General features: G+C 35.0%; 19 protein-coding genes. 13 read left to right on the top strand and 6 right to left on the bottom strand.

Features of this window, described 5'->3' with window-relative positions:
* The first annotated feature begins 12 nt into the window (after positions 1–12).
* From mnmG to FD26_RS03340, 8 genes are all read left to right on the top strand, one after another.
* Entirely contained in the window at positions 13–1,920 is a 1,908-nt protein-coding gene (mnmG, locus tag FD26_RS03375) for a tRNA uridine-5-carboxymethylaminomethyl(34) synthesis enzyme MnmG (protein WP_057867032.1), read from the top strand.
* A gap of 386 nt (positions 1,921–2,306) precedes the next feature.
* Positions 2,307–3,143, top strand: a complete 837-nt coding sequence (locus tag FD26_RS03370) for an ABC transporter permease (protein WP_057867031.1) — start codon at positions 2,307–2,309, stop codon at positions 3,141–3,143.
* Positions 3,127–3,909 (top strand): ABC transporter permease, encoded by a 783-nt coding sequence (locus FD26_RS03365; RefSeq protein WP_057867030.1) that lies wholly within the window; start codon positions 3,127–3,129, stop codon positions 3,907–3,909. The genes FD26_RS03370 and FD26_RS03365 overlap by 17 nt, the downstream gene beginning before the upstream one ends.
* 9 nt (positions 3,910–3,918) lie before the next feature.
* Entirely contained in the window at positions 3,919–4,923 is a 1,005-nt protein-coding gene (locus tag FD26_RS03360) for an ABC transporter ATP-binding protein (RefSeq protein WP_057867029.1), read from the top strand.
* 2 nt (positions 4,924–4,925) lie between these two features.
* Complete coding sequence (locus FD26_RS03355; protein WP_057867028.1) at positions 4,926–5,993, top strand: ABC transporter substrate-binding protein; 1,068 nt, start codon at positions 4,926–4,928, stop codon at positions 5,991–5,993.
* Positions 5,994–6,005: 12 nt separating this feature from the next.
* Positions 6,006–7,679, top strand: a complete 1,674-nt coding sequence (locus FD26_RS03350) for an adenine deaminase C-terminal domain-containing protein (protein WP_057867027.1) — start codon at positions 6,006–6,008, stop codon at positions 7,677–7,679.
* A 187-nt stretch (positions 7,680–7,866) separates the two neighbouring features.
* Positions 7,867–10,401: an excinuclease ABC subunit UvrA gene (locus FD26_RS03345; protein WP_057867026.1), complete on the top strand. Its 2,535-nt coding sequence runs from the start codon at positions 7,867–7,869 to the stop codon at positions 10,399–10,401.
* Between the two features lie 11 nt (positions 10,402–10,412).
* Complete coding sequence (locus FD26_RS03340; protein WP_057867025.1) at positions 10,413–11,321, top strand: Gfo/Idh/MocA family protein; 909 nt, start codon at positions 10,413–10,415, stop codon at positions 11,319–11,321.
* Positions 11,322–11,636: 315 nt separating this feature from the next.
* On the opposite strand, the gene FD26_RS03335 is transcribed toward FD26_RS03340, so the two are convergent.
* Entirely contained in the window at positions 11,637–13,010 is a 1,374-nt protein-coding gene (locus tag FD26_RS03335) for an APC family permease (RefSeq protein ID WP_057867024.1), read from the bottom strand.
* Positions 13,011–13,161: 151 nt separating this feature from the next.
* On the opposite strand from FD26_RS03335, the gene FD26_RS03330 reads away from it, so the two are divergent.
* A complete protein-coding gene (locus FD26_RS03330; RefSeq protein WP_057867023.1) occupies positions 13,162–14,910 on the top strand; it encodes a 1-deoxy-D-xylulose-5-phosphate synthase in 1,749 nt (582 codons plus the stop codon).
* Positions 14,911–15,090: 180 nt separating this feature from the next.
* On the opposite strand, the gene nagB is transcribed toward FD26_RS03330, so the two are convergent.
* A complete protein-coding gene (gene nagB / locus FD26_RS03325; RefSeq protein WP_057867022.1) occupies positions 15,091–15,798 on the bottom strand; it encodes a glucosamine-6-phosphate deaminase in 708 nt (235 codons plus the stop codon).
* A 180-nt stretch (positions 15,799–15,978) separates the two neighbouring features.
* Between nagB and FD26_RS03320 the strand changes: the two genes are divergently transcribed.
* A complete protein-coding gene (locus FD26_RS03320; RefSeq protein WP_057867021.1) occupies positions 15,979–16,821 on the top strand; it encodes an alpha/beta fold hydrolase in 843 nt (280 codons plus the stop codon).
* Positions 16,822–16,847: 26 nt separating this feature from the next.
* Here FD26_RS03320 and FD26_RS03315 read toward each other — a convergent pair whose 3' ends face one another.
* Positions 16,848–17,381 (bottom strand): hypothetical protein, encoded by a 534-nt coding sequence (locus FD26_RS03315; protein ID WP_057867020.1) that lies wholly within the window; start codon positions 17,379–17,381, stop codon positions 16,848–16,850.
* A gap of 139 nt (positions 17,382–17,520) precedes the next feature.
* Between FD26_RS03315 and FD26_RS03310 the strand changes: the two genes are divergently transcribed.
* Entirely contained in the window at positions 17,521–18,078 is a 558-nt protein-coding gene (locus FD26_RS03310; protein WP_057867019.1) for a cysteine hydrolase family protein, read from the top strand.
* An 81-nt stretch (positions 18,079–18,159) separates the two neighbouring features.
* Here FD26_RS03310 and FD26_RS03305 read toward each other — a convergent pair whose 3' ends face one another.
* Positions 18,160–20,223: a KUP/HAK/KT family potassium transporter gene (locus tag FD26_RS03305; protein WP_200953660.1), complete on the bottom strand. Its 2,064-nt coding sequence runs from the start codon at positions 20,221–20,223 to the stop codon at positions 18,160–18,162.
* Between the two features lie 151 nt (positions 20,224–20,374).
* Here FD26_RS03305 and FD26_RS03300 point away from each other — a divergent pair, with 151 nt between their 5' ends.
* Complete coding sequence (locus FD26_RS03300; RefSeq protein ID WP_057867017.1) at positions 20,375–21,556, top strand: ammonium transporter; 1,182 nt, start codon at positions 20,375–20,377, stop codon at positions 21,554–21,556.
* Positions 21,557–21,779: 223 nt separating this feature from the next.
* A complete protein-coding gene (locus FD26_RS03295; RefSeq protein ID WP_057867016.1) occupies positions 21,780–24,038 on the top strand; it encodes an L-type lectin family protein in 2,259 nt (752 codons plus the stop codon).
* A 16-nt stretch (positions 24,039–24,054) separates the two neighbouring features.
* On the opposite strand, the gene FD26_RS11255 is transcribed toward FD26_RS03295, so the two are convergent.
* Together FD26_RS11255 and FD26_RS11250 are read right to left on the bottom strand one after the other, a co-directional pair.
* A complete protein-coding gene (locus tag FD26_RS11255) occupies positions 24,055–24,435 on the bottom strand; it encodes a DUF1003 domain-containing protein (RefSeq protein WP_235525281.1) in 381 nt (126 codons plus the stop codon).
* Positions 24,432–24,836: a DUF1003 domain-containing protein gene (locus FD26_RS11250; RefSeq protein WP_235525282.1), complete on the bottom strand. Its 405-nt coding sequence runs from the start codon at positions 24,834–24,836 to the stop codon at positions 24,432–24,434. The genes FD26_RS11255 and FD26_RS11250 overlap by 4 nt, the downstream gene beginning before the upstream one ends.
* Between the last annotated feature and the right edge of the window lie 69 nt (positions 24,837–24,905).

Genomic DNA, 24,905 nt, shown 5'->3' with positions numbered 1-24,905 from the left:
ATAGGTGAAAAGATGGAAATTAAGGAATTTGATTCAGAAACTTATGACGTTATTGTTGTCGGAGCCGGCCATGCTGGCTCAGAAGCGGCATTAGCGGCTGCCCGAATGGGTGAAAAGACTTTATTAATAACTATTAATTTGGATATGGTTGCTTTTATGCCATGTAATCCATCTGTTGGTGGTCCCGCTAAAGGAATCGTTGTCCGCGAAATCGATGCTTTAGGTGGAGAAATGGGTCGAAATATCGATAAGACCTATATTCAAATGAGAATGTTGAATACTGGTAAAGGTCCAGCGGTTCGTGCTTTGCGTGCTCAAGCTGATAAAAATATGTATCATCGCGTTATGAAAGATGTTTTGGAAAATGAACCTAATCTAACTTTGCGTCAAGGAATTGCTGAAAAGTTAATCGTTGAAGATGGTGTTTGCCAAGGTATCGTTACAGCAACTGGAGCAAGATATCATGCTAAGTCAGTTGTTTTGACTGCTGGTACCTCTTCACGAGGCAAGATTATTATTGGAGAATTGATGTACTCATCTGGTCCTAATAACAGTATTCCTTCAATTAAGCTATCAGAGGATCTTGAAAAACGTGGCTTTAAGCTTACTCGCTTTAAAACTGGTACACCTCCACGAGTTAACAAAAATACGATTGATTTTGATCAAACAATCGAACAACCTGGCGATAAGGAACCAAATCACTTCTCATTCGAAACGCCAGATTCAAATTATCTTCAACATCAAATTTCTTGTTGGATGACTTATACTAATGCTGATACACACAAGATCATTCGTGATAACCTAAATCGTGCTCCAATGTTTTCTGGTGTTATTAAGGGTGTCGGTCCAAGATATTGTCCATCTATTGAAGATAAAGTTGTTCGTTTTGCTGATAAGCCAAGACATCAAATTTTCCTTGAGCCAGAAGGTAAGGATACTCAAGAATATTATGTTGGCGATTTTTCAACTTCTATGCCAGAAGAAATTCAATTGAAAATGTTACATTCAGTTGCAGGATTGCAAAATGCTAAACTAATGCGTCCAGGTTATGCAATTGAATACGACGTTATCGAACCATGGCAATTGAAATTAAATCTTGAGACAAAGATTGTTAAAAATCTCTTTACAGCTGGTCAAATGAACGGTACTTCCGGATATGAAGAAGCTGCTGGACAAGGAATTATGGCTGGTATCAATGCTGCTTTGCGTGCCCAAGGGAAAGATCCATTTATTCTTCGTCGTGATGAAGCATATATTGGTGTTTTGATTGATGATCTTGTAACTAAGGGAACAAATGAACCATATCGTTTGTTAACGAGTCGTGCTGAATATCGTTTGATTTTGCGTCATGATAATGCTGATCTTCGTTTAACTGATTATGGTTATAAGTTAGGCTTAATTAGCGATGACCGTTATAACGCATTCAAAGAGAAGTGGGCTACAATTAAAGAAGAATTAGACCGTATCTCTCACAAAATGATTACTCCTAAGCAAGCTTTGCCTTTCTTAAAAGCCCATAATTTAAAGCCATTAAAAGATGGTGTTTTAGCTGATCATTTCTTGAGAAGACCGGAAGTTCATTACAGCGATATTATTGAAATGGTTGGTGCTGCAGACTATCCAGTTGATCGTCGTGTGGCAGAGCAAGTTGAAATAGCTACTAAGTATGATGGCTATATCAAGAAAGAAAAGATGCGAATCGAACGTCTTAAGAAGATGGAATCGAAGAAGATTCCTGATCGCATTGATTATACTAAGATCGATAGTTTAGCTACTGAAGCTGTTCAAAAGCTAAGTAAAATCAATCCACAAACTATTGCGCAAGCAAGTAGAATCAGTGGAGTAAATCCAGCTGATATTGGAATTTTGAGTGTTTATATTGAACAAGGAAAAATTGCTAAGGTACCTGCTGAAAATTAGTTTTTAAGTATGTACCGTTATGTATAAAAAATAAGTATATTTGGCGTAAGACCGTAAATTCAGTAACATGATGAATTTACGGTCTTTTTTAATGAATTTAGTTTTATTTATCACTTTATAAATGAAATTAAATATCCGTTATAACGATCTTTTTAAAATAAATATATTTTGTAGAGTTTGATTAAGAATCAAAATCAGATGATTGTGACCAAGAACTTAGCAAATAAAAAGTTTTAAAGCTACAAATTAGAAACAATAAAGAAATAATTATACAAAAATTTATAAAATATTTGTAACTTACGAACTATTATAAAAATAATGTTGACATTATTCGTAATTAGATGGTAACTTATGATTATTAATTGATTTAGAAAGGTTGAGCATCTTTGAAAAAACGTGCAGTTTTGTTTCTATTGCCAGGATTATTATTGATATTTATTTTGTTGATATATCCTGTCATTCGAATGTTTATTCCAACATTCACTGGGGGACAAACAATTTTTAGTAATTACCAATCATTTTTTTCAAGTGAAAATAATGTCCAAATCATTTTCCGAACATTATTCATTGCTGTAATGACTACTTTAGTAACTTTAGGGTTAGGTTTGCCAACTGCTTATTGGATATCTAGGTTAAGCGGTCGATGGCGTAAGATTATAAGCATTATTGTTTTATTTCCAATTTTAACCAATGCTGTTGTTAGAAATTTTGCTTGGATTATGATTTTGGGAAAGAACGGAGTAATCAATAACTTTTTGATGAAAATGCATATTATTAGCTCTCCGCTAACCTTGTTATATACCAACCTAGCAATCATCATTGGTGCAGTTTACTTGTTTTTGCCAATCATGATAACTTCATTGGTTAGTTCCTATACACAGTTAAATAGCGAGATAGAAGAAGCAGCTGAAGTTTTAGGATCACGTCCTATAGTTGTCTTTTTCAAAATAATTATTCCGCAAATTTCAGTTGGGATTTTTACAGGTTCAATTTTAGTATTTGTCGGTGCTTTAACTGCATATACAACACCACAACTTTTAGGTGGAAACAAAAATATGGTATTGGCAACTTTGCTACAGCAACAATCTATTACATTAGGTGATTGGACCAGTGCCAGTGTAATTGCAATTGTTCTTACCGTTATAGCTTTTATAACGATGATTGCGTTGAACTGGGTTTCAAAGGTTATTGATCGGAGAAATAGTCATGAAATCAAAAATTAGATTCTCATCCATAGTAGGATTCATCGTTCTATTGTTATTGATACTACCGTTAGCAATGGTTGTGGTGACATCGTTTGGAACAGAAGCAACAATTTCTTTTCCTATTAAGGGATTTACATTCGAATGGTATCACAATCTTTTTCAACAGCCAGATTTTGTTGATGGAATGAAAATGAGTTTTATCGTAGCCATAATCGCTTCTTGTTTGGCTCTATTGGTTGGAATACCAGCGGTTTATGCTTTAACTAGATTTCAGATTCATCGAAGAAACTGGTTTCAAAACATCTTTTTGAGTCCTGCATTGATTCCAGAAATTGTAATTGGTTTTGCCCTTTATCAAACTCTAGTTATTAGTTTTGGATTACCTTTATTCATAAGTTTATTAATTGGACATTTTCTCTTGTGCTTGCCATATGTGATTCGTTTATTGACGGCAGGAATGCTGGATTTGGATAAAAGCATTGAAGAGGCAGCGTGGATGGTTGGCTATAACAAAGTCATAACTTTTTTCAAAATTGTTATTCCTAATATCAAACAAAGCATTATGGCTGCGTTCATTTTATCGTTTATCAATTCGTTCAATAATATTCCAATTACGTTATTTATGAATGGACCGTCTTTGAATATGCTACCAACTTCGATTTTAAATTATCTAGAAAATAATTATGATCCGACAGTTTCAGCGGTTTCAGTAATTTTAATGATAATTACTGCTGCTTTGATGATGATTGCTGAGAAGTATTTGGGATTAAATAAACTAGTCTAGGAGATTATCGTGGCACAAATTAAAATTAATAATTTATCGCATTCGTATCAAAAAAATAAGCAAATTTTGAAAGATTTGTCGTTGGATATTCACGATGGGGAACTGTTATCCATCCTAGGGCCAAGTGGTTGTGGTAAGACAACAATGTTGAGATTAATATCTGGGTTATTGCCTATGCAGGAAGGTTCAATTATCGTGGCCGGAGGGGATATCTCTAAAGTTCCTGTTTATAAAAGAAATTTTGGAATGGTTTTCCAAAGTTATGCGTTATTTCCTCATATGACTATTTTTCAGAACGTTGCTTTTGGATTGAAACGTAAAAAATTATCCAAAAGTGAAATTTTTGAAAAAACTCTAAGTATTTTGAAAACAACTGGATTATTAGATTTAAAGGATCGTATGCCAAATGAACTTTCGGGTGGACAACAACAACGAGTTTCATTAGCTAGAGCATTGGCAATCAATCCGGATGTTCTACTGTTGGATGAGCCTTTAAGTAACTTAGATGCAAAATTAAGAATTGAAATGCGTGAAGAAATCAGTCGTTTACAAAAAAAGATGAAAATGACAACTATTTTTGTAACTCATGATCAAGAAGAATGTTTTGCGATTTCTGATAGAGTTGCGGTTATGAATCATGGAAAAATCGAACAACTGGATACGCCACAAAATATTTTTCGACATCCCAAGACAAAGTTTGTTGCAGCTTTTGTTGGCTATGAGAATTTTGTACCTAAGCAATGGGCTAAAGAACATAACTGGCGTTATAACGATATCATTTCCGGAAGCCAATTAACTATTAGGCCAGAGAAAATTGAACTGGGATCGAATGAGAATATTTTAAATGGAAAAGTTTTAGTAAAGAATTTTCTGGGCAACAATTATCAATACATTGTTGAAACTGAATTAGGTCGAATGAAAGTTGATACTCAACAAGAAAATTATGAAATAAATGATGATATTGGTTTGAGTTTTTCTGAAAAATCATTGATTGAATTAGAAGACGGGGATTAAATATGAAAAAAAATACAAAGATTTTCACAATTGTAACAACTCTTTTAGCTATGTTGGTTATAGCTGGATGCAGCAATAATAAAGGGGCCAGCAAGCAATTGACAGTTTCAACTTTTGGACTAGCTACTAAACAAATGACTAGGGATGTTTTTACTCCATTTGGTAAAGATAATAATTTGACAGTCAAAAGTCAGTTTGGTGATAGCTCTTCGAGGTTCACTCAAATTTCTCATAATCCTAATTCAGGAGTAGATGTAATTGAGTTGGCACAGAACAATGCTGTTGCTGGTAATAACAAGAATACCTTTAAAAAATTAGATTTTAGCAAATTAAAGAATTTTAAATATCTATCTAAAGATCAACAGAAATTAGCTAAGGAAACCAATAGTGTTCCTTACACAGTTAACAGCATTGGGATAATTTATAACCCTAAAAAAGTTGGTAAAATCACTTCTTGGGATCAACTTTGGGATAAAAAATTAGCTAATAAGATTGCAATTCCTGATATTGCAACAACATTTGGACCTGCAATGGTTTATATTGCAAATGAGCATTATCAAAATACTCAGGTGACATCTAGTTTTGTCGATAATGGCAAAGTCGATGAAAATCAAGCATTTAATCAATTAAAGGCACTAAAACCAAACGTGGTAAAAACCTATTCTAAATCATCTGATCTGGCTAATATGTTTAAATCTGGTGAGATCGATGTAGCAGTTGTTGGCGACTTTGCTGTTGGCATGATAAAAAATGCTGCGCCTGATGTGGACTATGTAGTACCCGAATCTGGAACTTATGCTAATTATGATACAGCATCAATTCTCAAAAATAGTAAGAATACAGATGCAGCATATAAGTACATTGATTATCGAATCGGCAAGGCATCACAAGCTAAGGTTGCTGAAAAGAATTCATTGAATAATGCGCCTACCAACAGCTCAGTAACGTTGAAGGATCCACAATACATGACATATGGAAAAGTTGCTAAACGTGCTAAGATGATCGATTTTAATTATGTAAATAAACAATTGCCATCATGGATCAAAAAATGGAATCAGACTATGAATTAAGGGATGTAGAATATGCAAGTTGATACGTTAATAAAGAATGGCCAAGTTTTTAATACCTTTTCACAAAAGTTTGAAAAAAAAGATATTGCTATTGAATCGGGTAAAATTTTAATGGTAGCCAAAAATCTGGATTTTTCGGCAAAGAAAGTTATTGATGCTAAAGATAAATATTTGATTCCGGGATTGATTGATTCACACATGCATATTGAGAGTTCAATGACCGATCCAGCAAATTTTGGAAATGAAGCACTTAAATTTGGAACAACGACAGTTATCGCTGATGCCCATGAAATTTCTAATGTTGCTGGAGTTAAGGGATTAAAAGATTTTATGGCTCAAAAAAGTTTGATCGATGTCTTTTATGCTTTACCGTCCTCGGTTCCTTCGACCAAACCGGATATGGAAACAACTGGTGGCATCATTGGACTTCCTGAAACGAAAGAAATGTTACAAGATCCCAGAATTATTTGTTTGGGTGAGGCAATGAACTTCAAAGGAATCGTTTCAGAACCAGATTCACTAATTCGAAAGATTATCGATCTTTGTAAAGAAATGCGTCCTACGATGCCTTTAGAAGGACATTGCCCTCAATATTCAGGATTAGATTTAGCTAAGTTTGCTGCTAGTGGGATTACTTCTGACCACACTTATCAAACGCCTGACAGTATTGTCGAAAGAATCAATAATGGGATGTTTATCCAATTTCAAAAAAAATCCATGTCTCCAGAAAATATGCAAACAATTATTGATAACGATTTTTATGAATACGCCGCCTTTGTAACCGACGATGTAATGGCTGATGATCTAGTTAATGGTCATCTGAATGTCATTGTTAAAGAAGCGATTGATATGGGCATGCCGGTTGAAAAAGCCATCTATATGGCAACTTATACTCCAGCTAGAAGAATGTCTTTGAATGACCGTGGAGCCATCGCACCAGGTAGAGTAGCCGATTTAATATTTTTGAATGATCCTCAGAAATTTGAAATCGATGATGTTTATAAAAATGGTGTTTCAGTTAACAATTTGAAACCTATGCAAGCTCAATTTCCCGAATATTTAAAACAATCAGTTCATGCTAAAAGAATTACTAAAGATGATTTATTAATAAAAAGTAATCATGAGTCAGAGTTAGCTAATGTGATTGAGATAAATTCTAAAGGTACTTTTACCAAGAAAGTTCAAATCAGATTGCAAGTAAAAGATGGCAATGTTGAGTGGCAGGCAGCTGGATTGTCCCTATTGATGATTCAAGAAAGGTATGGAAAGAATGGCAATGTGGTTTTTGCTTTTGTAAAAAATGCTTTGAATCAAAAAGGTGCAGTTGGATCAACCTGGGCTCATGATCATCATAATTTAATGGTAATGGGAACAGATATTGACTCTATGGTAAAAGTTCAACATCAAATATTAGCTGATCAAGGTGGCTACGTTATTGCTAAAGAGGGTAAAATAACCGCCAATGCTCCGTTAACAATAGGCGGAATTATTAGTGAAGAACCCATTGAAAAGCTGGCATTGGAATTAAAAGCAGTTAGAAAAGGCATGCAGGATCTTGGATATAAAAACTTTAATGAGATTATGTCGTTCTCAACTATTTCATTGCTGGTATCTCCTGTGTTGAAGATTTCTGATAAAGGGATGTTTGATGTAAAAACACAGATTAGGGTTCCTTTGTTTGAATAAAGTTTGATTTACCATAAATTTGTAAGAAAAAGAGATAATGACAGTATGTAAAGTCATTATCTCTTTTTATCAACTGATAAACAAAATTAAACAACCGTTATAACGCCACAGAAGGATAACAAGACTAGATATTCTAAAAGAATTATTACTAATGTTATAATCGACCCATCGAAAGAAGAGGGAAACTATGACAATTAGACATAAAAATTATATTCCGGATAATATTGAAGTTATTGGGGCCAATGCTAATAACCTTAAAAATATCAATGTCGATATACCTTTGAATTCTTTTGTAGCAATTACAGGTGTATCAGGTTCGGGCAAATCATCTTTGGCAATGGATACTGTCTACGCTGAGGGAGCTAGAAAATATCTTAATGCTTTATCAACCTATACTAGAAGAAGAATAACTCAAATGGGGCGTTCGGATGTTAAGGACATCAAGAATCTACCTTCTACGATTGCTTTGCGTCAACGTCCAGTTGTACCTGGAGTTCGTTCGACTGTAGGAACAATGACCGAAAGCTTGAATATCTTGAGATTAATGTTTTCTCGGTTAGCTTCAGTTGTTTGTCCTAATGGACATCGTTTGAAGCCCACTTTGAAAATATCTGAGGTGATGGATCTTCCCACTTCTGATGAAGATATGGGTATGATGACCTGTCCTGTTTGCGGAGCTAAGTTTATGACCTTTAGTGCCGAGGATTTTGCTTTTAACTCTGATGGTGCTTGTCCCACTTGTCAGGGAACTGGTTTTTTGAAAGAAATTGAAATTGATAAAATCATTCCTGATAAAAATTTGTCGATTGACGATGGTGCCATAAGATCCTGGAATTTACCTGGGCGAACTCTTCAAAAAGATATCATCAAGGAGTTAGGAGTCAGAACTGACGTACCATTTAAGGACTTAACGGCCAAGGAAAAAGAAATTGTTGTCAATGGCAAGGAACAGAAAAAAGAAATTTTGGTTCCTACTAAAACCGGGCGCTCTTTTAGGTTAAACGCGTTGTATGAAAATGCTGTAATGGCTGTTAAAAACAGTCTTAAGAGCACTAAAAACGAAAATACCTTAGCTCGTTTAGAACGATTCTATTCGGAAAAAGTTTGTCCAGATTGTCATGGTAGTCGCTTCAATCCCAAATTGTTTAGTAATCAATTAGTTGATAAAAATATTGCTGAAGTCAGTCAATTCACTATTTCTGAATTGCAGAGTTTTTGTACGGATATTATGAATTGGTTGCCAAATGAGATGCAAGCTTTGGGTAAAAACTTAACTACGGAGTTATTAGATTTGTTAGCACCGATTGTTGATCTAGGATTGAATTATCTTTCTATATCTAGAGCCGGAAACACATTGTCAACAGGTGAGCTGCAGCGAATTCAATTGGCTCGGACAATTCGAAACCAGATGACTGGAGTACTGTATGTTTTGGATGAACCCAGTGTGGGCTTGCATGCAGCTAATGTTGCTGGTTTGATTAAAATTTTACGTGAACTAGTTCAACTCGGTAATTCATTAATTGTGGTTGATCATGATACTAGTATTATTGCTGCTGCTGATTATGTAATTGAAATTGGTCCAGATTCTGGTAAAGATGGCGGTAACGTTATTACTCAAGGGACTGTAGCTGAAATAAAAGAACATCCCAATTCAGTTGTTCAGCCATATTTAACTGGTAAGGCTGATATTCTCAAACATAAACAAACTAAACCTTTTACCAAAGGCACTATTAGCGTTGAAATTAGTGATCGTTATAACATTCATAATATGACTGCTAAGTTTAGCAAAGAATCATTAAATGTAGTTTCAGGGATGTCTGGTTCTGGTAAAACAACACTTATTTTTGACAGCTTGTTACCAGCTTTGAAAGATAAAATTGATGGCGAACAATTACCAAAATTTGTTCAAAATGTTGATCCTGCAGGTATAAAAAATATCGTCACAGTTGATTCTGTACCGATAGGAAAAAATGTTCGTTCAACAGTGGGGACATATACAAAGGTATTAGATCATTTGCGTAAGATTTTTGCACAAACTGCGGCAGCTAAAGCAAAAAAATTTACGCCAACTTATTTCTCATATAATAATAAACAAGGAGCTTGTCCTAATTGTGGCGGCACCGGTGTGATTACTTTGGACATTCAATATTTGCCCGATATGGTGCAAACTTGTCCAGTTTGTCATGGCAATCGTTATAAAAAAGAAATTTTAGAGATTGAATGGCAAGGTAAAAATATTGCAGAAATATTGGATATGTCAGTTAAAGAAGCCGCTGAATTTTTCAAAGAAGAGCCTAAGATCAAAAACACATTAGATGTTTTAAACAGTATGGGGTTAAGCTATCTTAAATTGGGCGAGAGTACGCCAACTTTATCTGGTGGTGAAGCTCAAAGAATGAAGCTAGTAACTTATATGAAGCATAGTCAAAAGAATCAATTATTTATTTTTGATGAACCTAGCGTAGGGCTGCATCCTAAAGATGTCGGGGTCTTATTAGATGTCTTTAATAAATTATTAAAACGTCATGCGACGATTATCGTGATTGAACATGATCTTGATATTATTGCTAATGCTGACTATATAAATGATTTAGGACCAGAAGGTGGCATTAATGGTGGTAAAATTGTTGCAACGGGTACTCCGAAAACGATTGCAAACAATTCTAGTAGTTTGACCGGAAAGTATCTTAAAGAACATTTACAGTTATTCAATGAATATTAAGAGGTAATAGGATGGAAAAAATTGGGGTAATTGGTCTGGGAAATATTGCGCAAAAAGCTTATTTACCAGTTATGGCTACTCTTCAGGATCAGTATGAGTGGCATTTAACGACCAGAAATAAATCAAAAGGTAAGATGTTAGAAAATAAATATGGTTTCAAATATTTTCATCAAACCTTAGACGAATTGATTGCCGAAAAACCTTTGGCAGTTTTTGTACACACACCAACAGCTACGCATTTTGCAATTATCAAACAACTTTTAGAGAATGATATTAACGTTTATGTTGATAAGCCAGTTTCCGAAAATTTATCTGAAGTTGAAGAGCTATATCATTTGGCTGAAGAAAAGCAACTTTTGCTAACTTGTGGCTTTAATCGACGTTTTGCCCCCTTTAATCAGGCATTGAAGCAAATTACTGACAAAAGGACGATTGTTTCTGAAAAAATTCGAGAGCATGCTCTGCAACCAGCTCAATTTGCTATTTTTGATTTGATGATTCACTCAGTCGATACGGCCGTTTACTTGATGGATGAAAAGATTGAACAAGTAGATAATTTCCTTGTAACAAATAATAATAATTTAGAACAAGGTTATATTACTTTGACCGGTAAAACCTCGCGTGCTCAAGTAGTAACCAACATGATTGGTGGCAGTAACTTGGAATTGTCAACAGTTCAAGGAACTAAAACTCGTCAAGAGGTAACTAACTTAAACTCATTGAGGACTTATCAGACTCAAAATATAATGCAAACAGCAAGACCAGATTGGGAGAACACTCTTGTGACAAGAGGTTTTGATCCCATTATTAAATCATTTTTAAAGGCAGTTTCGGAACAAGGTGAGAATCCTGTAAGTCCCGATTCAGCTATCTTGAGTCATAAATTATGTTATGATTTGGCAAAAACTTTAGAAAAATAATTTGAATACCATATATTGTGGCGAACATATGTCTTTATACAATATGTTCCATGTGAAACAATAGTAAAAAAAGACTGAAACCAAGCGGTTTCAGTCTTTTTTATTTTGAAAACGGATACTTAGAAGTATTGTGAATATTAACTAAATATAGTGGTCGCTTAATTCTTTAGATTGACATTGTTGATGATAACATGCGATACTACATGACGGTGCCAAACCGAGGTAAGGGTACGTGGTTGGCGCGCAAGCGTTTGGAAAATCACTGCACCTTACCACATGAGGGCGTTCTGTAGACATACAGAACGCCCTCTTTTTTTAATTAACTTTGCGATATCCATAAAGGAAATAGACTACGACGCCAATAGCAAACCAACCAATAAAGGTAATCCAAGAATTGATACTGACTTGGGTCATCAGCAAGATGCAAAGAATAACTGAGATGATCGGTAGCCAAGGATAAAAGGGTACTTTGAAATCACTTTGGGGAACGTCTTTACGATGGCGTAATTTAATTATTCCTGAGGCTACGAAAGTAAATGAAACAAGGGTCCCAATATTAACCAGACTAGTTAATTCTTTTAAAGAAACAAAGCCACCAAGTACAACTGCCAAGATAGTAATAGTATTCAATGAAAGAATTGGCATCTTAGCTTTTTCATCAATTTTACCAAAAGCATCAGGAATCATTCCATCTCGTCCGAGTGCATAAATCAATCTGGAACCACCGTAGACGGTATTGAGCATCATAGTAAACATCCCAGCTAGGGCACCAATTGTAATTAAGAAAGCTATTTTACCAAGTTTTACATGGTTTAAAGCATAAACAACGGGGTCAGCATAATTAAGATCTTTGTAGTTGACCATACCAGTTAAAACTGCTGATAAGATAACGTAGAGAATAGCACAAATGGCTAAAGAAACCATGATACTAATAGGAATATTCTTCTGAGGATCTTTTACTTCGGGGGCTGATGAAGGAATAACGTCGAATCCTAAATAAGCGAAGAAAACTAAGGCAGCACCCTTAACAACTCCAAATCCTCCCATTGGAAAATAGGGATGATAGTTAGCCGGTTTGATATAAAAAATTCCCACGCCAATAAATGTAATAACTACTGCTATTTTAACGAAGACCATCACGGTATTCATTTTGGTTGAAGCTTGAATTCCGCGTCGTAAGAGTAAATAAATCAAAATTAAAACGACAACTGCGGGAAGATTGATAAAGGTTCCATTCGAAGGCTCTAAGGGACCTGTCACGGCTTTTGGAAGAACAATCCCAAAACTGTTCATGAGACTGACAAAGTAGGCTGAGAAGCCAGAAGAGACCGCAGAAACGCCTAAAATGTATTCCAAGCACAAAGCCCAGCCAATTAACCAGCCAGGAAATTGTCCGAAGATAATGCTGCCATACGAATAAGTACTGCCAGCAACTGGAAAAGTTGAGGATAATTCTGCGAAACACATTGCCGTCAAAACGCAGACGACAGCGGCTAGAATAAAGGAAAGCATTATTCCTGGTCCAGTAGTACCATAGGCCACAATTCCTGGGAGTATAAAAATACCGGTACCAATAATGGCACCAATTCCCATCGAAATTAAGTTTCCTCGAGTTAACGTTTTTTCAAAATGGGCATCGCCCGCAGCAAACTTATTAAAGTCAGCTTTTTTAAATAATTTTTCTTTCATAATTACCACCTATAAAAATACAACCTAATTAGGTTACAGTTTTTAGAAAGATATTGTCAATATGAATTCAAAATACTTGACCTCAAGTTAGCTTTAGGGATTAGGATAGTTCTATCGATATTTTCAATTAGGAAAGCAGGCATAAATATTTATGGAAACACCAATTTTAAAAAAGATTGATCAACCAGCTGATTTAAAAAAGCTAACGTTAGCTGAATTAACTGAGTTATCTAAAGAAATTAGATACGTTTTATTGAATAAAATTAGCCAAACTGGTGGACATGTAGGTCCCAATTTGGGGGTAGTGGAGTTAACGATTGCTTTTCATACAATCTTTAATTCGCCTGTTGATAAAGTCGTATGGGATGTATCGCATCAATCTTATACACATAAAATTTTGACAGGAAGAAAACAAGCTTGGTTAGATCCAAAGCATTTTGAAGATGTCAGTGGTTATACGGAACCAATGGAAAGTTCACATGACTTTTTTGATATTGGACATACTTCAACTTCAATTGCTTTAGCAACTGGAATGGCGACTGCACGGGACTTGCAAAAAAAATCAGGCAATATTATGGCAGTCATTGGCGATGGTTCATTGTCGGGTGGATTGGCATTGGAAGGATTGAATATTGCTGCTACATTAAAGACTAATTTAATTATTTTAGTCAATGATAATGGGATGGCCATTGCAGAGGACCATGGTGTTTTATATGAAGGTCTAAAAGAGTTACGTGAAACTAATGGACAAAGTTCGCATAATCTTTTTAAAGCTATGGGATTGGATTATCGTTATGTTGAAAATGGGAATGATCTACAGACTATGTTAGATGTTTTTAAAGAAGTTAAAGATATCGATCATCCGATTGTATTGCACGTCCATACAGAAAAGGGTCATGGCTATCAACCGGCTATAACTAACAAAGAGGCCTTTCATTGGCATGTTCCTTTTGATCTAGAGACTGGAAAGTCTTTGCATCCTAATACCGCTAAAACTTATACTGATGTGATTCACGCTGAATTAGATCAAGAAATGGCCGCAAAAACTCCGATTACAGCAATAACCGCAGCTATTCCGGGAACTTATGACTTGAAACGCTTTGGCCGTAAATATCCTGAACGTTACTTTGATGTAGGGATTGCTGAACAAGAATCAATTACTTTAGCAGCTGGTCAGGCCCAACAAGGTTTGAGACCAATTGTCTTCCATTCAGGAACATTCTTGCAGCGAGCTTATGATCAGATTTCTCATGATTTAGGAATAAATAAATTACCAGTAACTATCATGGTTTCAGGTGGAAAAATTACTGCAGGCGATCCGACACATCAAGGCATTTTTGATATAGCAATGTTGAGTAATATTCCTGGTTTAACCTATTTGGCTCCTACAACTGAGGAAGAATTGACAGCTATGATGCACTGGTCATTACATCAAGACAAGGGTCCAGTAGCTATCAGAGTACCTAGTAATGAAGTTCATTCAGCAACTTTGAATGATTTTGATGCTAATAAAATGAATATTCTAAACGCTGGTCAAAAAGTTGCCATTTTGGGAGTGGGAAGTTTATTGCCTTTAGCTCAAGATGTTGAACAGAAGTTAAAAGCTCAAGCTATAAATGCGACAGTGCTTGATCCAAGAAATATTTCTGATCTAGATACTGCCACATTAAAATCGTTAGAAAGGGATCACCAAGTGGTAGTTACTTTGGAAGAGGCTAGTCTGAGCGGCGGCTTTGGAGAAAAGGTCAGTCATTACTATGGCGATACTAAAGTGAAGGTTTTAAACTTTGGTGCGGCAAAACGATTTAATGAAAATGAAACAACTCAAGAATTGTGGCAAGAATTTAAATTAACGCCTGAACAAATTGTGGCTGAAATTACCAATGTATTAGACAGATAATAATTTATTTTTCGATTTTTAATTAAAATGTGAATATTAGAAAAGTGAATCCGGAAGGTAATTTCTTTCATGTAAAAAATCCAGTGTCAGCCGTTGGCTATCGCACTGGATTTAGTTTTAGAATTGCAGTAAAAAAATAACCTTCCCGAAGGAAGGCTATCGACTAGTATCAATTATAATTTATTTTAACTTTGATGCGGCAGCGTCATCAATGATAAGTGTTACATCAGGATGATTTTGAAGGGCACTTGCGGGGCAGTCTTCAGTAACAGGACCGTCAACAGTAGCAGCAATAGCGTCGGCTTTATTTTCACCATAAGCTAGAAGAATGATCTTCTTAGCTTTTAGAATTGAACCAATACCCATTGAGTATGCAAAACGTGGTACGTCTTTTTCATCTTCAAAGAAACGAGTATTAGCTTCGATAGTTGATTCTGTTAAACCAACTTTTCTTGTTGTACCATCAAGTGGTGAGCCTGGTTCGTTAAAACCAATGTGACCATTTCTACCGATACCAAGGATTTGAAGATCAATAGGGTTCTCTTCAATAATCTTGTCGTAAGCTTTAGTAGCAGCTTCAGCGTCAGGATTTGAACCATCAGGAACATATGAATTCTTGAAAGGTTTCTTATTGAAAAGATGTTCGTTCATGAAATAGTGATAGCTTTGTTCATTGTCAGGCTTTAGACCAACATATTCATCCAAGTTAACTGATGTCATATTTGAAAAATCAAGGTCGCTGCTTGTCATTTCGTTGTAAAGTGTAATGGGACTACTACCAGTAGCTAAACCTAAAACTTTAGCACCGTTGTTTTCAATGTCGTCTTTAACGATCTTGAAAGCTTCCTTGCCACCCATTTGTGTGTCTTTAACTTTAATTATATTCATTATATTAATCTCCCATCTCTATCTTTCTGGTCTAGTCCAATCTAATGCATTTTCGAAAAATTGTCAATAAAATACCGTCATTAAATAAAAATAAATTAAAAATTGCCAGAAACAATGCAAAATCTTCATAAGTTAGGTATATTTTTTAATAAGAGTAAAAACTAAAGAGGCAGAATAAATTTGGAAAAAATATTATCTACATCTGAGGGCAGTGTAAATACAAAACTAAACGAAGAGAACAGCGATAAACGTATACTTGTTCTTATACCAGGTATCAATGGTTCTGTTGAGTATTTCGATGAAATGGTTCCCTACTTAAAAGAAAAATATCGTGTATTGTCGCTCGATTTATTAGGACAAGGTAAGTCTTCTAAATCAAAGAGTGACCACTATACAATTGATTCAGAGGCTTGGAATATGCTTGAAGCAATTGCTCGTCTGAAAATCACCGATAATTTAGTCATTGCTGGCTACGGAGTCGGCGGGTTAGTCGCGGTCAATATGGCTGAAATGCGTGGATTTACAATCTCCAAGTTGATTCTATTGAATACACCAGCTAATGACAAGTATGCTGATATGGACGCTTCGTCTGCAGTTGCTAATCTTCCTTTATTGGGTAAATTGTCTAAATCTCCAGTTAAAGCAGGGATGTATTTCGATAAGAACTTTAATCGTAATGATTTAAAGAATCCTAAAATCGTGGATGAAGCAGCAAATAGGGTAGATCGCAAAGTTGCTAAGAAACTTCAAAAAATGGCAGTCGATTATCTATCTGAAAAGCCACTGAACAAACGTCTACGTTCATTTGAGATTCCAACATTGGCTATGTTTGGCGATGGAGATCAGATCTTGACTGAAAAGGGAATTAAAGATGCTAAGGCAACTATTGGACGAGTACCTGATCTTCAAATAGAGGATATTAAAGGCGCTGGTCATTTGGCTATGCTTGAAAAACCAGAAGAAATTGCCCAAAAGATTATTAAATTTGATGAAACAACTGTTAAGAAAAACGACCGAGAATAATTTCTCGATCGTTTTTTTGCAGATTATTATTTTTTAGATGATTTTACAGGTTTGATTAAAGATTTGTTTTTCTGTGAGCTAGCAACAGGAACATATTTTTTACCATCTTTGTAGACAAATTGAATAACGTCATAATTGTTGTCGAGCTTTTTGGCCTGCTGAGAGACTATCTTTTGGATAGCATAAACGTAATTCTTTTGATCTTCGGTAGCTTGATTATTTTGAATATTTTCGTAAGAAGTTTTGAGATATTTTTGAGTTTGTTTGTCAGTTAAGAGAATCACAATAACTGTATGCGGATATTTACTGGTTTGGTCATTGATATTATGATCGACCTTAATATCTACAACTCGACCGTTCTGGTTGAATTTTTGATTAAGATTCTTGCGAATAGATTTATATTCTGGAGTTGATTGTGTGGTTCGCAGATTATTATTGGTTGTTTTAGTATTAGTATTTTTTAGAGTAAAGAAAGATAGTAAAGCAGCAAAAACTATTACTCCAATAATAGAAATTATTAGATATTTTTTGTTGATAGGTTCCCGATATTTAGTATGCATATTAAAGCCCCTATATGGTTCATTATTAGGGAGATTATAACATATGCTGAGAGATAATATGGCTCTATTGTAAGGTGATTAATTGGTGTTTTTTTAATAATTTAACTATGATTAAACAAAAAAGAAAGCGAGAACAAATATGTCTTCAAAGCAAGCATTGTTAGTTATTGACTATACGAATGATTTTGTTGCCGATAAAGGAGCGTTAACTTGTGGTAAACCCGGACAGGCAATTGAGAAGTATATTTTTGATTTAGTGGACAAAATGTATCAAGAGGGCGATTGGATTTGGTTCCCAACCGATGTTCATAAGCCAAATGATCCTTATCATCCAGAGACAAAACTTTTTCCACCACATAACGTTATGAATTCCTGGGGACGCCAATTGTACGGCAATATTAGCTATTGGTTTGTTGAACATAATAACGATGAACAAGTTAAATTATTTGATAAAACTCGCTACAGTGCTTTTGCTGGAACTGATTTGGATCTACGTTTACGGGAAAGAAAAATCGATACATTACATTTAGTAGGTGTTTGTACTGATATTTGTATTTTGCATACGGCAGTAGATGCCTATAATTTGGGATATAAGATTGTTATTCATGAAAATGGAGTTGCTTCGTTTAATCAAGCTGGACATCAGTGGGCTCTGGAACATTTTAAGAATTGTTTGGGAGCAGAAATAATAAAATAAAAATGTGGAACAAAACATAACATCACTTCGCTTAATATAAAAAGGACGACAACTCAAAATCGAGTTGTCGTCCTTTTCAATTTAATGTTTGGAAGTTGAATATGTTTTTTGATCTGTTTCTTTGACATTGTTAATAACGGTTTTTTCGGTTAAATATTGATCCTCATGGTTTCCAAGGAATAAAGGAACTTTTTCTTCCACGACGTCACTAAATTGAAGTCCGAACCATAGTGCGGGTGGAATGGTTATATTTTGTAAAAGCAGCCTGCCACCGATAAGGAAGCGATCTATCGTACCCATGTATTCTTGAGCGCCTAAATCTTGGAACTGCTGATTCTGAATAACGAATTTAAACGAACCGACTCGGCGATTTGGCACCATTGAATAGGTTGGTGTTTGATCATCGATGATTTTTTTATCTAAAAGGCCATTGATAATTTGTCTAATATAGATATTGACGTGCTGAGATTTTTTGAAACCTAGGTTCAATTTAACGTTAACGACATTTCTAGTATTCATCATATCAACAGTGTAGTTACATTCATATGGAGCACTGGTTTGATTAACGCTGACGAACCAGTAAACTTTGGCTCGCTTAGGATCTTGATCCAAAATTGAGTAAAGGATCGAGCGTTTAATAGAATAATTAGTACCTAATTTGACCATATAAACTAGGTTAGTAGCGTATGTGGGAATAGATTCATCTTGACTGAGCTTTTGCAGTTGAGGGATGTAATCCAGAAGTGAAACATTTTCACTCTCAGCTAAGTAGGCGTCGCGCCGTCTGTTACCAAAGACCCAAACTACCATTATGGCAAGAATTGCCATAGTTATTATAACGGTAACGTAACCACCGTGAACAAACTTGATTAGACTTGAGATTAGGAACAAAGTTTCAAGGGTAAAGAAGACAATAAGGAAAATATTAGCAGCAAGTTTCTGATGTTTCATGATTAAGAATTGATGCAAGAGCAAGGTAGTCATTAACATAGTTAGCGTTATAGCTAGACCATAAGCTGCCTCCATATGTTCTGAAGTTCTGAAGCCCCACACAATGCCGACCGTTACGATACACAGTAACCAGTTAATTGTTTCAATGTAAAGCTGACTTTGAACTTTGCCGGGAAATTTAACTTTTAATCTGGGTAATATTTTTAAACCGATAGCTTCTTGAACTAAAGTAAATGAGCCAGTTATTAAAGCTTGTGAGGCGATAATGGCAGCCAAAGTAGCGATGATAATTGCAAAAACTTTTAGACTGTTGGGTAGCATTTCATAAAAAGGATTGATGCCGCTTATATTTTTATAAGCATCATTTTGATAATTTGATATTATCCAAGCCGCCTGTCCTAGATAGTTCAACATTAGCATTAGATAAACGAAAGGCCAGGTTGCGTAGATATTATGTTTTCCAACTTGTCCCATATCAGAATAGAGAGCTTCGGCACCGGTAGTTGCTAAGAAGACGCTCCCTAAAATAAAGATACCAACTTTATTGACGGGACTGAAAAGAACCTCGATTGCATAGACTGGTGAAAGAGCACGCAGAACGCTCAAATCGGTACCCATATTCAAAAGACCGGCAAGACCAATAAAACTGAACCAAATTAACATAATAGGACCAAAGGATTTTCCGATTTTGTCAGTACCAAATTTTTGAATAATAAAAATTGTTAACAAAATCACCGTTACAATAATTAAAACGATGGATTGTTGGTTTGAAAAGATCAAGCTGCCAAAGTGCTGACCCTTGATACCTTCAATAGCTGAAGTAACTGTTACCGCAGGGGTAAGCGTTCCATCTGCTAGTAAGGCTGAACCGCCGATTAGAGCAGGAATCAGTAACCATTTCTTCGATCTAACCAGAGCATAAAGGGCAAAGATTCCACCTTCATTGTTATTGTCGGCTCTCATAGCAATGAGAACATATTTAACGGTAGTAATTAACATTAGGGTCCAGAAAATTAGAGAAACACTCCCAAGAATATACTCGGGTTTAGCATTAGACATAGTACCAGCATCGTTAAGAATAGAATTCATTACATAAAGTGGTGAAGTACCGATATCACCATAAACAATGCCTAGAGTAATCAACATACCTAAGGCAGATAAAGATGTTCTCTTTTTCATGGTAATCTCCCTCATTTAATAATTTTATAAAGATCATTATAGTTTTTTTGGCGACAATTAAAAATATTTATGATTATCACAAATTAAATTGGTATACATGAAATGAAATTTGTAATACAATACTAAAAATAATAAAAAAATCTTATATGAAAAGAAAGTGATGAATATGAATGTAGTGTTTATGATTCTTTCAACAATATTGGTCTGGATTATGGTTCCAGGAATAGCTATTTTTTATAGTGGTTTTGTACCACGACGAGATGTCACTAGAATTTTATTCGATAGTTTTTTAATGTTTGGTTTAGCAGGTTTGTTATGGATTGCAATAGGTTTTCCTATTTCATTTGAGGGTAATAATTTTGGGATCATTGGTAATTTTAAGCACCTATTTCTGTCAGGAATAGACTTATCGTCTACTTATGGTTCAACGGGTTTGCCAACGTCGGTTTATCTGATCTTTCAAATGATGTTTGCAATTTTAACGCCTGCTCTTTTTTTAGGTGCGGTTGCTAGTCGGGTTAGAATAAGATTCATTATTTTATTTGTGACCTTATGGTCAATATTTATTTATTACCCAATGGCTCATATTGTTTGGTCAACAAATGGTTTTTTAGCTCAACTAGGAGTTTTAGATTTTGCTGGAGGAACGGTAATCCACATCAATGCTGGTATTACGGCAATGATTTTAGCAATAACGTTAAGAGATCCTTATAAATACAATAATGAACAGGTCAATGGTAATCCTTTATGGATCTTGATGGGAACAATACTTTTGTGGGTTGGCTGGTATGGATTTAATGCTGGTAGTGCATTAAACATCAGCGCTCAAACATTGAATGCATTTTTAACAACAACGATTGCTGCTTGTTCTGCTTTGATGGCCTGGATTGCTCTAGAAAAGATTTTTAAAGGAAAAGTGACGATTAGTGGTATTTGCACGGGAAGTATTTGTGGATTAGTTGGGGTTACTCCAGGTACTGGTTATGTAACGATTTTTGGTTCATTTCTTATTGGAATAATCTCGGCCATCAGTAGTTTTTATTTTATGAATTATCTGAAATATAAATTGCATTTGAATGATTATTTGGATATCTTTGGATGTCACGGTGTCAGTGGGATAGTTGGTTCGATTTGCGTTGGTTTATTTGCTACCAAGACCGTCAACCATAACGTCGTTACAAATGGACTCTTTTACGGCGGAGGTTTTAAATTATTGGGAGTACAAGTAATTGGTGTAATTTTTACAATTATATTTGTTTCTATTATAAGTATTATTATTATAATGGGTTTAAAAAAATTATTTAAAAACCAAGTTGGAATTAAGCAGTTGTCCTTAGAACTAGCTTAAAGGGAAGGCTTAAAAATAAAAGCCTTCTTTTTTTATCTAAAAATTTATTCGAATATATAAAATGAATTGAATTAAGGCTTTAAATTCTGATATAATGGGATAACTTTTTAGAGTATTTAAGATATAAAAGCATGCCATAGTTGTAAACAAAGAAATACACTTTGTACCCTGCATGGCATATAATATCATCAATCCTACTTTATTAAGAGAGGGGTGGGTATTTATGATGAGAATTAATAAAAAGATACTATATATAAATTTAATAATTTTTGGTACTATTTTGATATTTAATGGAACTATAAAAAATGTTTCTGCTGCAGCACAGACAGATTTAGGAACAATTTTGTCGAATAACTCTAACGTTAGTGGTGTCGATAGAACAGTTCCTAAAGGACTAAAGGGAATTACGAATTGGTTTTCAGTACCAACGATATCTAGTAATGATGCAGTAATAGTTAAACCGGGAGATAAAGTCGGTTCAGCCACTAATAAGGGTAATTCTGATGTTATTGCTTTGACTCAGTATGGTGATACCAACAAAGTTGGTGCTATTTGGGCTAAAAGAGATCAAGATTCTAGCAGCAATCATAATTATATAGATGTTAATAAAAAGCAAACAATGTCAATGTGGATGTTTTTTGGTGGAGCACACAAAAGTGGTGGGGCTGATACTGGTGACGGTATGGCTTTAGTACTGCAAAATTCAACTAAGGGTGATCAAGCCTTTACCACGGTTCCTACTAGTGGGTTTGTCGGTGAGACTTTGGGAGTTTGGGGTACAGAAGAAAGTTTGAATGATTCTTCCTCTACAGTTTCTCAAAGAGCGATTGATAATAGCTGGGCCCTAGAGTTCGATACATATGCTAATTATGATGATACTTCTGGAGCAGGTAACTATTTTGATGGATATGATAGTGGTGTTTATAATGCTATTAATCATATTGGAGCTAACTATCCAGCTTCAGCAGCTACCTACGTTAAATCGTCGCCTTCAGCTCCAATGCAAATGATACATGAGAATCCGATTACTAAAATATCTAGTTCCGATTATAGTACCAACTTTTTAACTGATGATAGATGGCACCATATCACGTTAACTTGGACGCCACCGACAAGTGGATCGACTATTGCTGATATGAATTTACAATACGATGATAAAACTATTAATGGCGATTTGAAGACTCCTGGGGCCAGTAAAGATTATTCAATTGATTTAACTAAATTTAATCTAAGTGGCGGCGATAAATTATATTGGGGCTTTACTGGGTCAACTGGTAGAAGTACTGAAAATAATCTGATTGTTTTTGAATCGATTCCTTCAATTGTTGAAGCTAGTACTACTGCTAAAATTTATGACGAGTCATCGAATCGCTATATTGATACAGCAACGACTGAAGATCCAAACCGCAATGTCGTTTATAACGGCGATAAGTTAAATGTTATTTACAATCTCAATTATCTAAGCGGAACGCAATCTTGGAATGATATAGAGGCTAATATAAAATTGCCTCAAAAAATCGACTATAGTGATGCGAAGATTACTTATACTGATGCTAGTGGCAATAAAACAAGTGAAAAAATTGATTTAAGTGGTTTGAGTGATAGTGCTATAAAATATGAGTTAGCTGAGTCACTGTCTGAGAGTGGCATCCCTCATGCAGAAATAACTTTTGAAGGAACCGCTAATAGTGGCGATACAAGTTCTGATGTTAACGTTGATAGAGCTGATGCAAGTTTTGACGGAAGCAATTTGCAGCAAGATACTGATACTCCAGCTTTTGTTATAAAAAATACAGCTAAATTGAATTTAGCTGTATCAGGCGATAGTACAATCTCTGCTTTGACAAATCAAAATGTTGATGTAAAAGGATTGGTTTCGTATAGTGATAGTTCAACAGTTGATGTTTCTAAATTGGAGGTTCATGCGAAAGTTAATGGCAGCTCTCAAGAGTTGATCGGTGACGCTTCTGATAATCCATTTACTTTTACGGTTCCAGCAGATCAATTAAAAGTTGGTCAGAACACTGTAACGCTATATGTTGTGAATAAAGAGACTCATAATGCTTCAAATGAAATAACGTTTACTATTAATGTGACTGATAATAGTCTGACCTTAACAGTATCAAAAAATAGTTATTTTAAAACGGTTCAAGCTTTGCCGAATGATAAATTGATCGAACGCTCTGGCGATTGGATTGTTGATGTAGATGACAATAGAAATAGTGATTCTAATTGGAAGCTGTCAGCCAGTGCAACCGCACTTGATAATGATTGGTCAGGCGGATTGGTATATGTTGGCAATAGCGGCGGAGCAGAGCAGAGTTTGACTAATTCGGTAATTAATATTGCGAGTGGCAATAAAGACAGCGATGTTTCTAATAACTGGGCTTCTGATACTGGAATTTTGCTAAAGCAAGATGGAGCCGTTAAAGCAGGGACATACAGCTCAACGATTTCATGGGTCTTATCTGATTCTGTATAATAAAAAAACCTGACTATTAGTCAGGTTTTTTTATTCTGCTGGGGTGTCTGGTATTGCGATCTCTTTTAGGCTCATTTTCAGATTTTAATGATTGAATTTCATTCTCGATTTCACTTAAAACTTCAATTTGCATTTTTTGAATGTCCAAAATATGAGGCCATTGAACTTCATTCAATTGATCAATTTTTTGATGTAGAATGCGAATTTCCATTTCCGATTTCATATTAGTTTTATAGTCATTTTCTGAATCGACACGATCACGTTCAGCTTGACGGTTTTGACTCATCATAATGATAGGTGCTTGTATAGCGGCGACACAGCTCAAAAATAGGTTCAAGAGTATAAATGGATAAGGATCGAAATTAATGCCTAAGAAGTGCACGATATTGATTGTCATCCATACAATAAGAATAATGGTAAAAGAGTAAAAGATATGATAAATCCCCAGCTTCCACCGAATTTAGCCACGGCATCAGCTAATCGTTGACCTGTAGTTCTTTTAGCGTAAACTGTGTCATTGATGTTAGTGATGACATAAGTATCTTTTTCTAATTCTTTTTTTAGTTTATCGCTCATTTCCTGGTCGATACGTAGGTCCTGATCAATCATAGTTTGCATATTTTCGATCCGTAATTTTTGCATATCTTTTAGACAAATAAACGAAGATTCCTTGGCATAACTGTTAGTTTTTAAAACTTGCTCTTTGAGAGTATCGCTTAAGTCACGTAGAAATAATCCTTCCATGATTGTAAAACGATTGCCACAAATTATACAAATCTGATTTTTTTTAATTGCCATAGTCAAACACCCCTTGTTTATATAGTTAAGTATATTATTGAGATATTTTTAAATCAAAAAACCAGTGCG

This window comes from Companilactobacillus crustorum JCM 15951 (genome assembly GCF_001434585.1).
GTDB classification, from domain to species: Bacteria; Bacillota; Bacilli; order Lactobacillales; family Lactobacillaceae; genus Companilactobacillus; species Companilactobacillus crustorum.
Note: the sequence above shows the minus strand (reverse complement) of the source record. Positions and strands in the feature narration are given on the sequence as shown.

Excerpts from the sequence above, each read along its gene's own strand:
- FD26_RS03330 (WP_057867023.1), top strand. The coding sequence starts at position 13,162 with ATGGAAACACCAATTTTAAAAAAGATTGATCAACCAGCTGATTTAAAA.
- FD26_RS03310 (WP_057867019.1), top strand. The coding sequence starts at position 17,521 with ATGTCTTCAAAGCAAGCATTGTTAGTTATTGACTATACGAATGATTTT.
- FD26_RS03305 (WP_200953660.1), bottom strand. The coding sequence starts at position 20,223 with ATGAGGGAGATTACCATGAAAAAGAGAACATCTTTATCTGCCTTAGGT.
- mnmG (WP_057867032.1), top strand. The coding sequence starts at position 13 with ATGGAAATTAAGGAATTTGATTCAGAAACTTATGACGTTATTGTTGTC.
- nagB (WP_057867022.1), bottom strand. The coding sequence starts at position 15,798 with ATGAATATAATTAAAGTTAAAGACACACAAATGGGTGGCAAGGAAGCT.
- FD26_RS03355 (WP_057867028.1), top strand. The coding sequence starts at position 4,926 with ATGAAAAAAAATACAAAGATTTTCACAATTGTAACAACTCTTTTAGCT.
- FD26_RS03300 (WP_057867017.1), top strand. The coding sequence starts at position 20,375 with ATGAATGTAGTGTTTATGATTCTTTCAACAATATTGGTCTGGATTATG.
- FD26_RS11255 (WP_235525281.1), bottom strand. The coding sequence starts at position 24,435 with ATGACAATCAATATCGTGCACTTCTTAGGCATTAATTTCGATCCTTAT.
- FD26_RS03315 (WP_057867020.1), bottom strand. The coding sequence starts at position 17,381 with ATGCATACTAAATATCGGGAACCTATCAACAAAAAATATCTAATAATT.
- FD26_RS03295 (WP_057867016.1), top strand. The coding sequence starts at position 21,780 with ATGATGAGAATTAATAAAAAGATACTATATATAAATTTAATAATTTTT.
- FD26_RS03335 (WP_057867024.1), bottom strand. The coding sequence starts at position 13,010 with ATGAAAGAAAAATTATTTAAAAAAGCTGACTTTAATAAGTTTGCTGCG.
- FD26_RS03365 (WP_057867030.1), top strand. The coding sequence starts at position 3,127 with ATGAAATCAAAAATTAGATTCTCATCCATAGTAGGATTCATCGTTCTA.
- FD26_RS11250 (WP_235525282.1), bottom strand. The coding sequence starts at position 24,836 with ATGGCAATTAAAAAAAATCAGATTTGTATAATTTGTGGCAATCGTTTT.
- FD26_RS03340 (WP_057867025.1), top strand. The coding sequence starts at position 10,413 with ATGGAAAAAATTGGGGTAATTGGTCTGGGAAATATTGCGCAAAAAGCT.
- FD26_RS03350 (WP_057867027.1), top strand. The coding sequence starts at position 6,006 with ATGCAAGTTGATACGTTAATAAAGAATGGCCAAGTTTTTAATACCTTT.
- FD26_RS03345 (WP_057867026.1), top strand. The coding sequence starts at position 7,867 with ATGACAATTAGACATAAAAATTATATTCCGGATAATATTGAAGTTATT.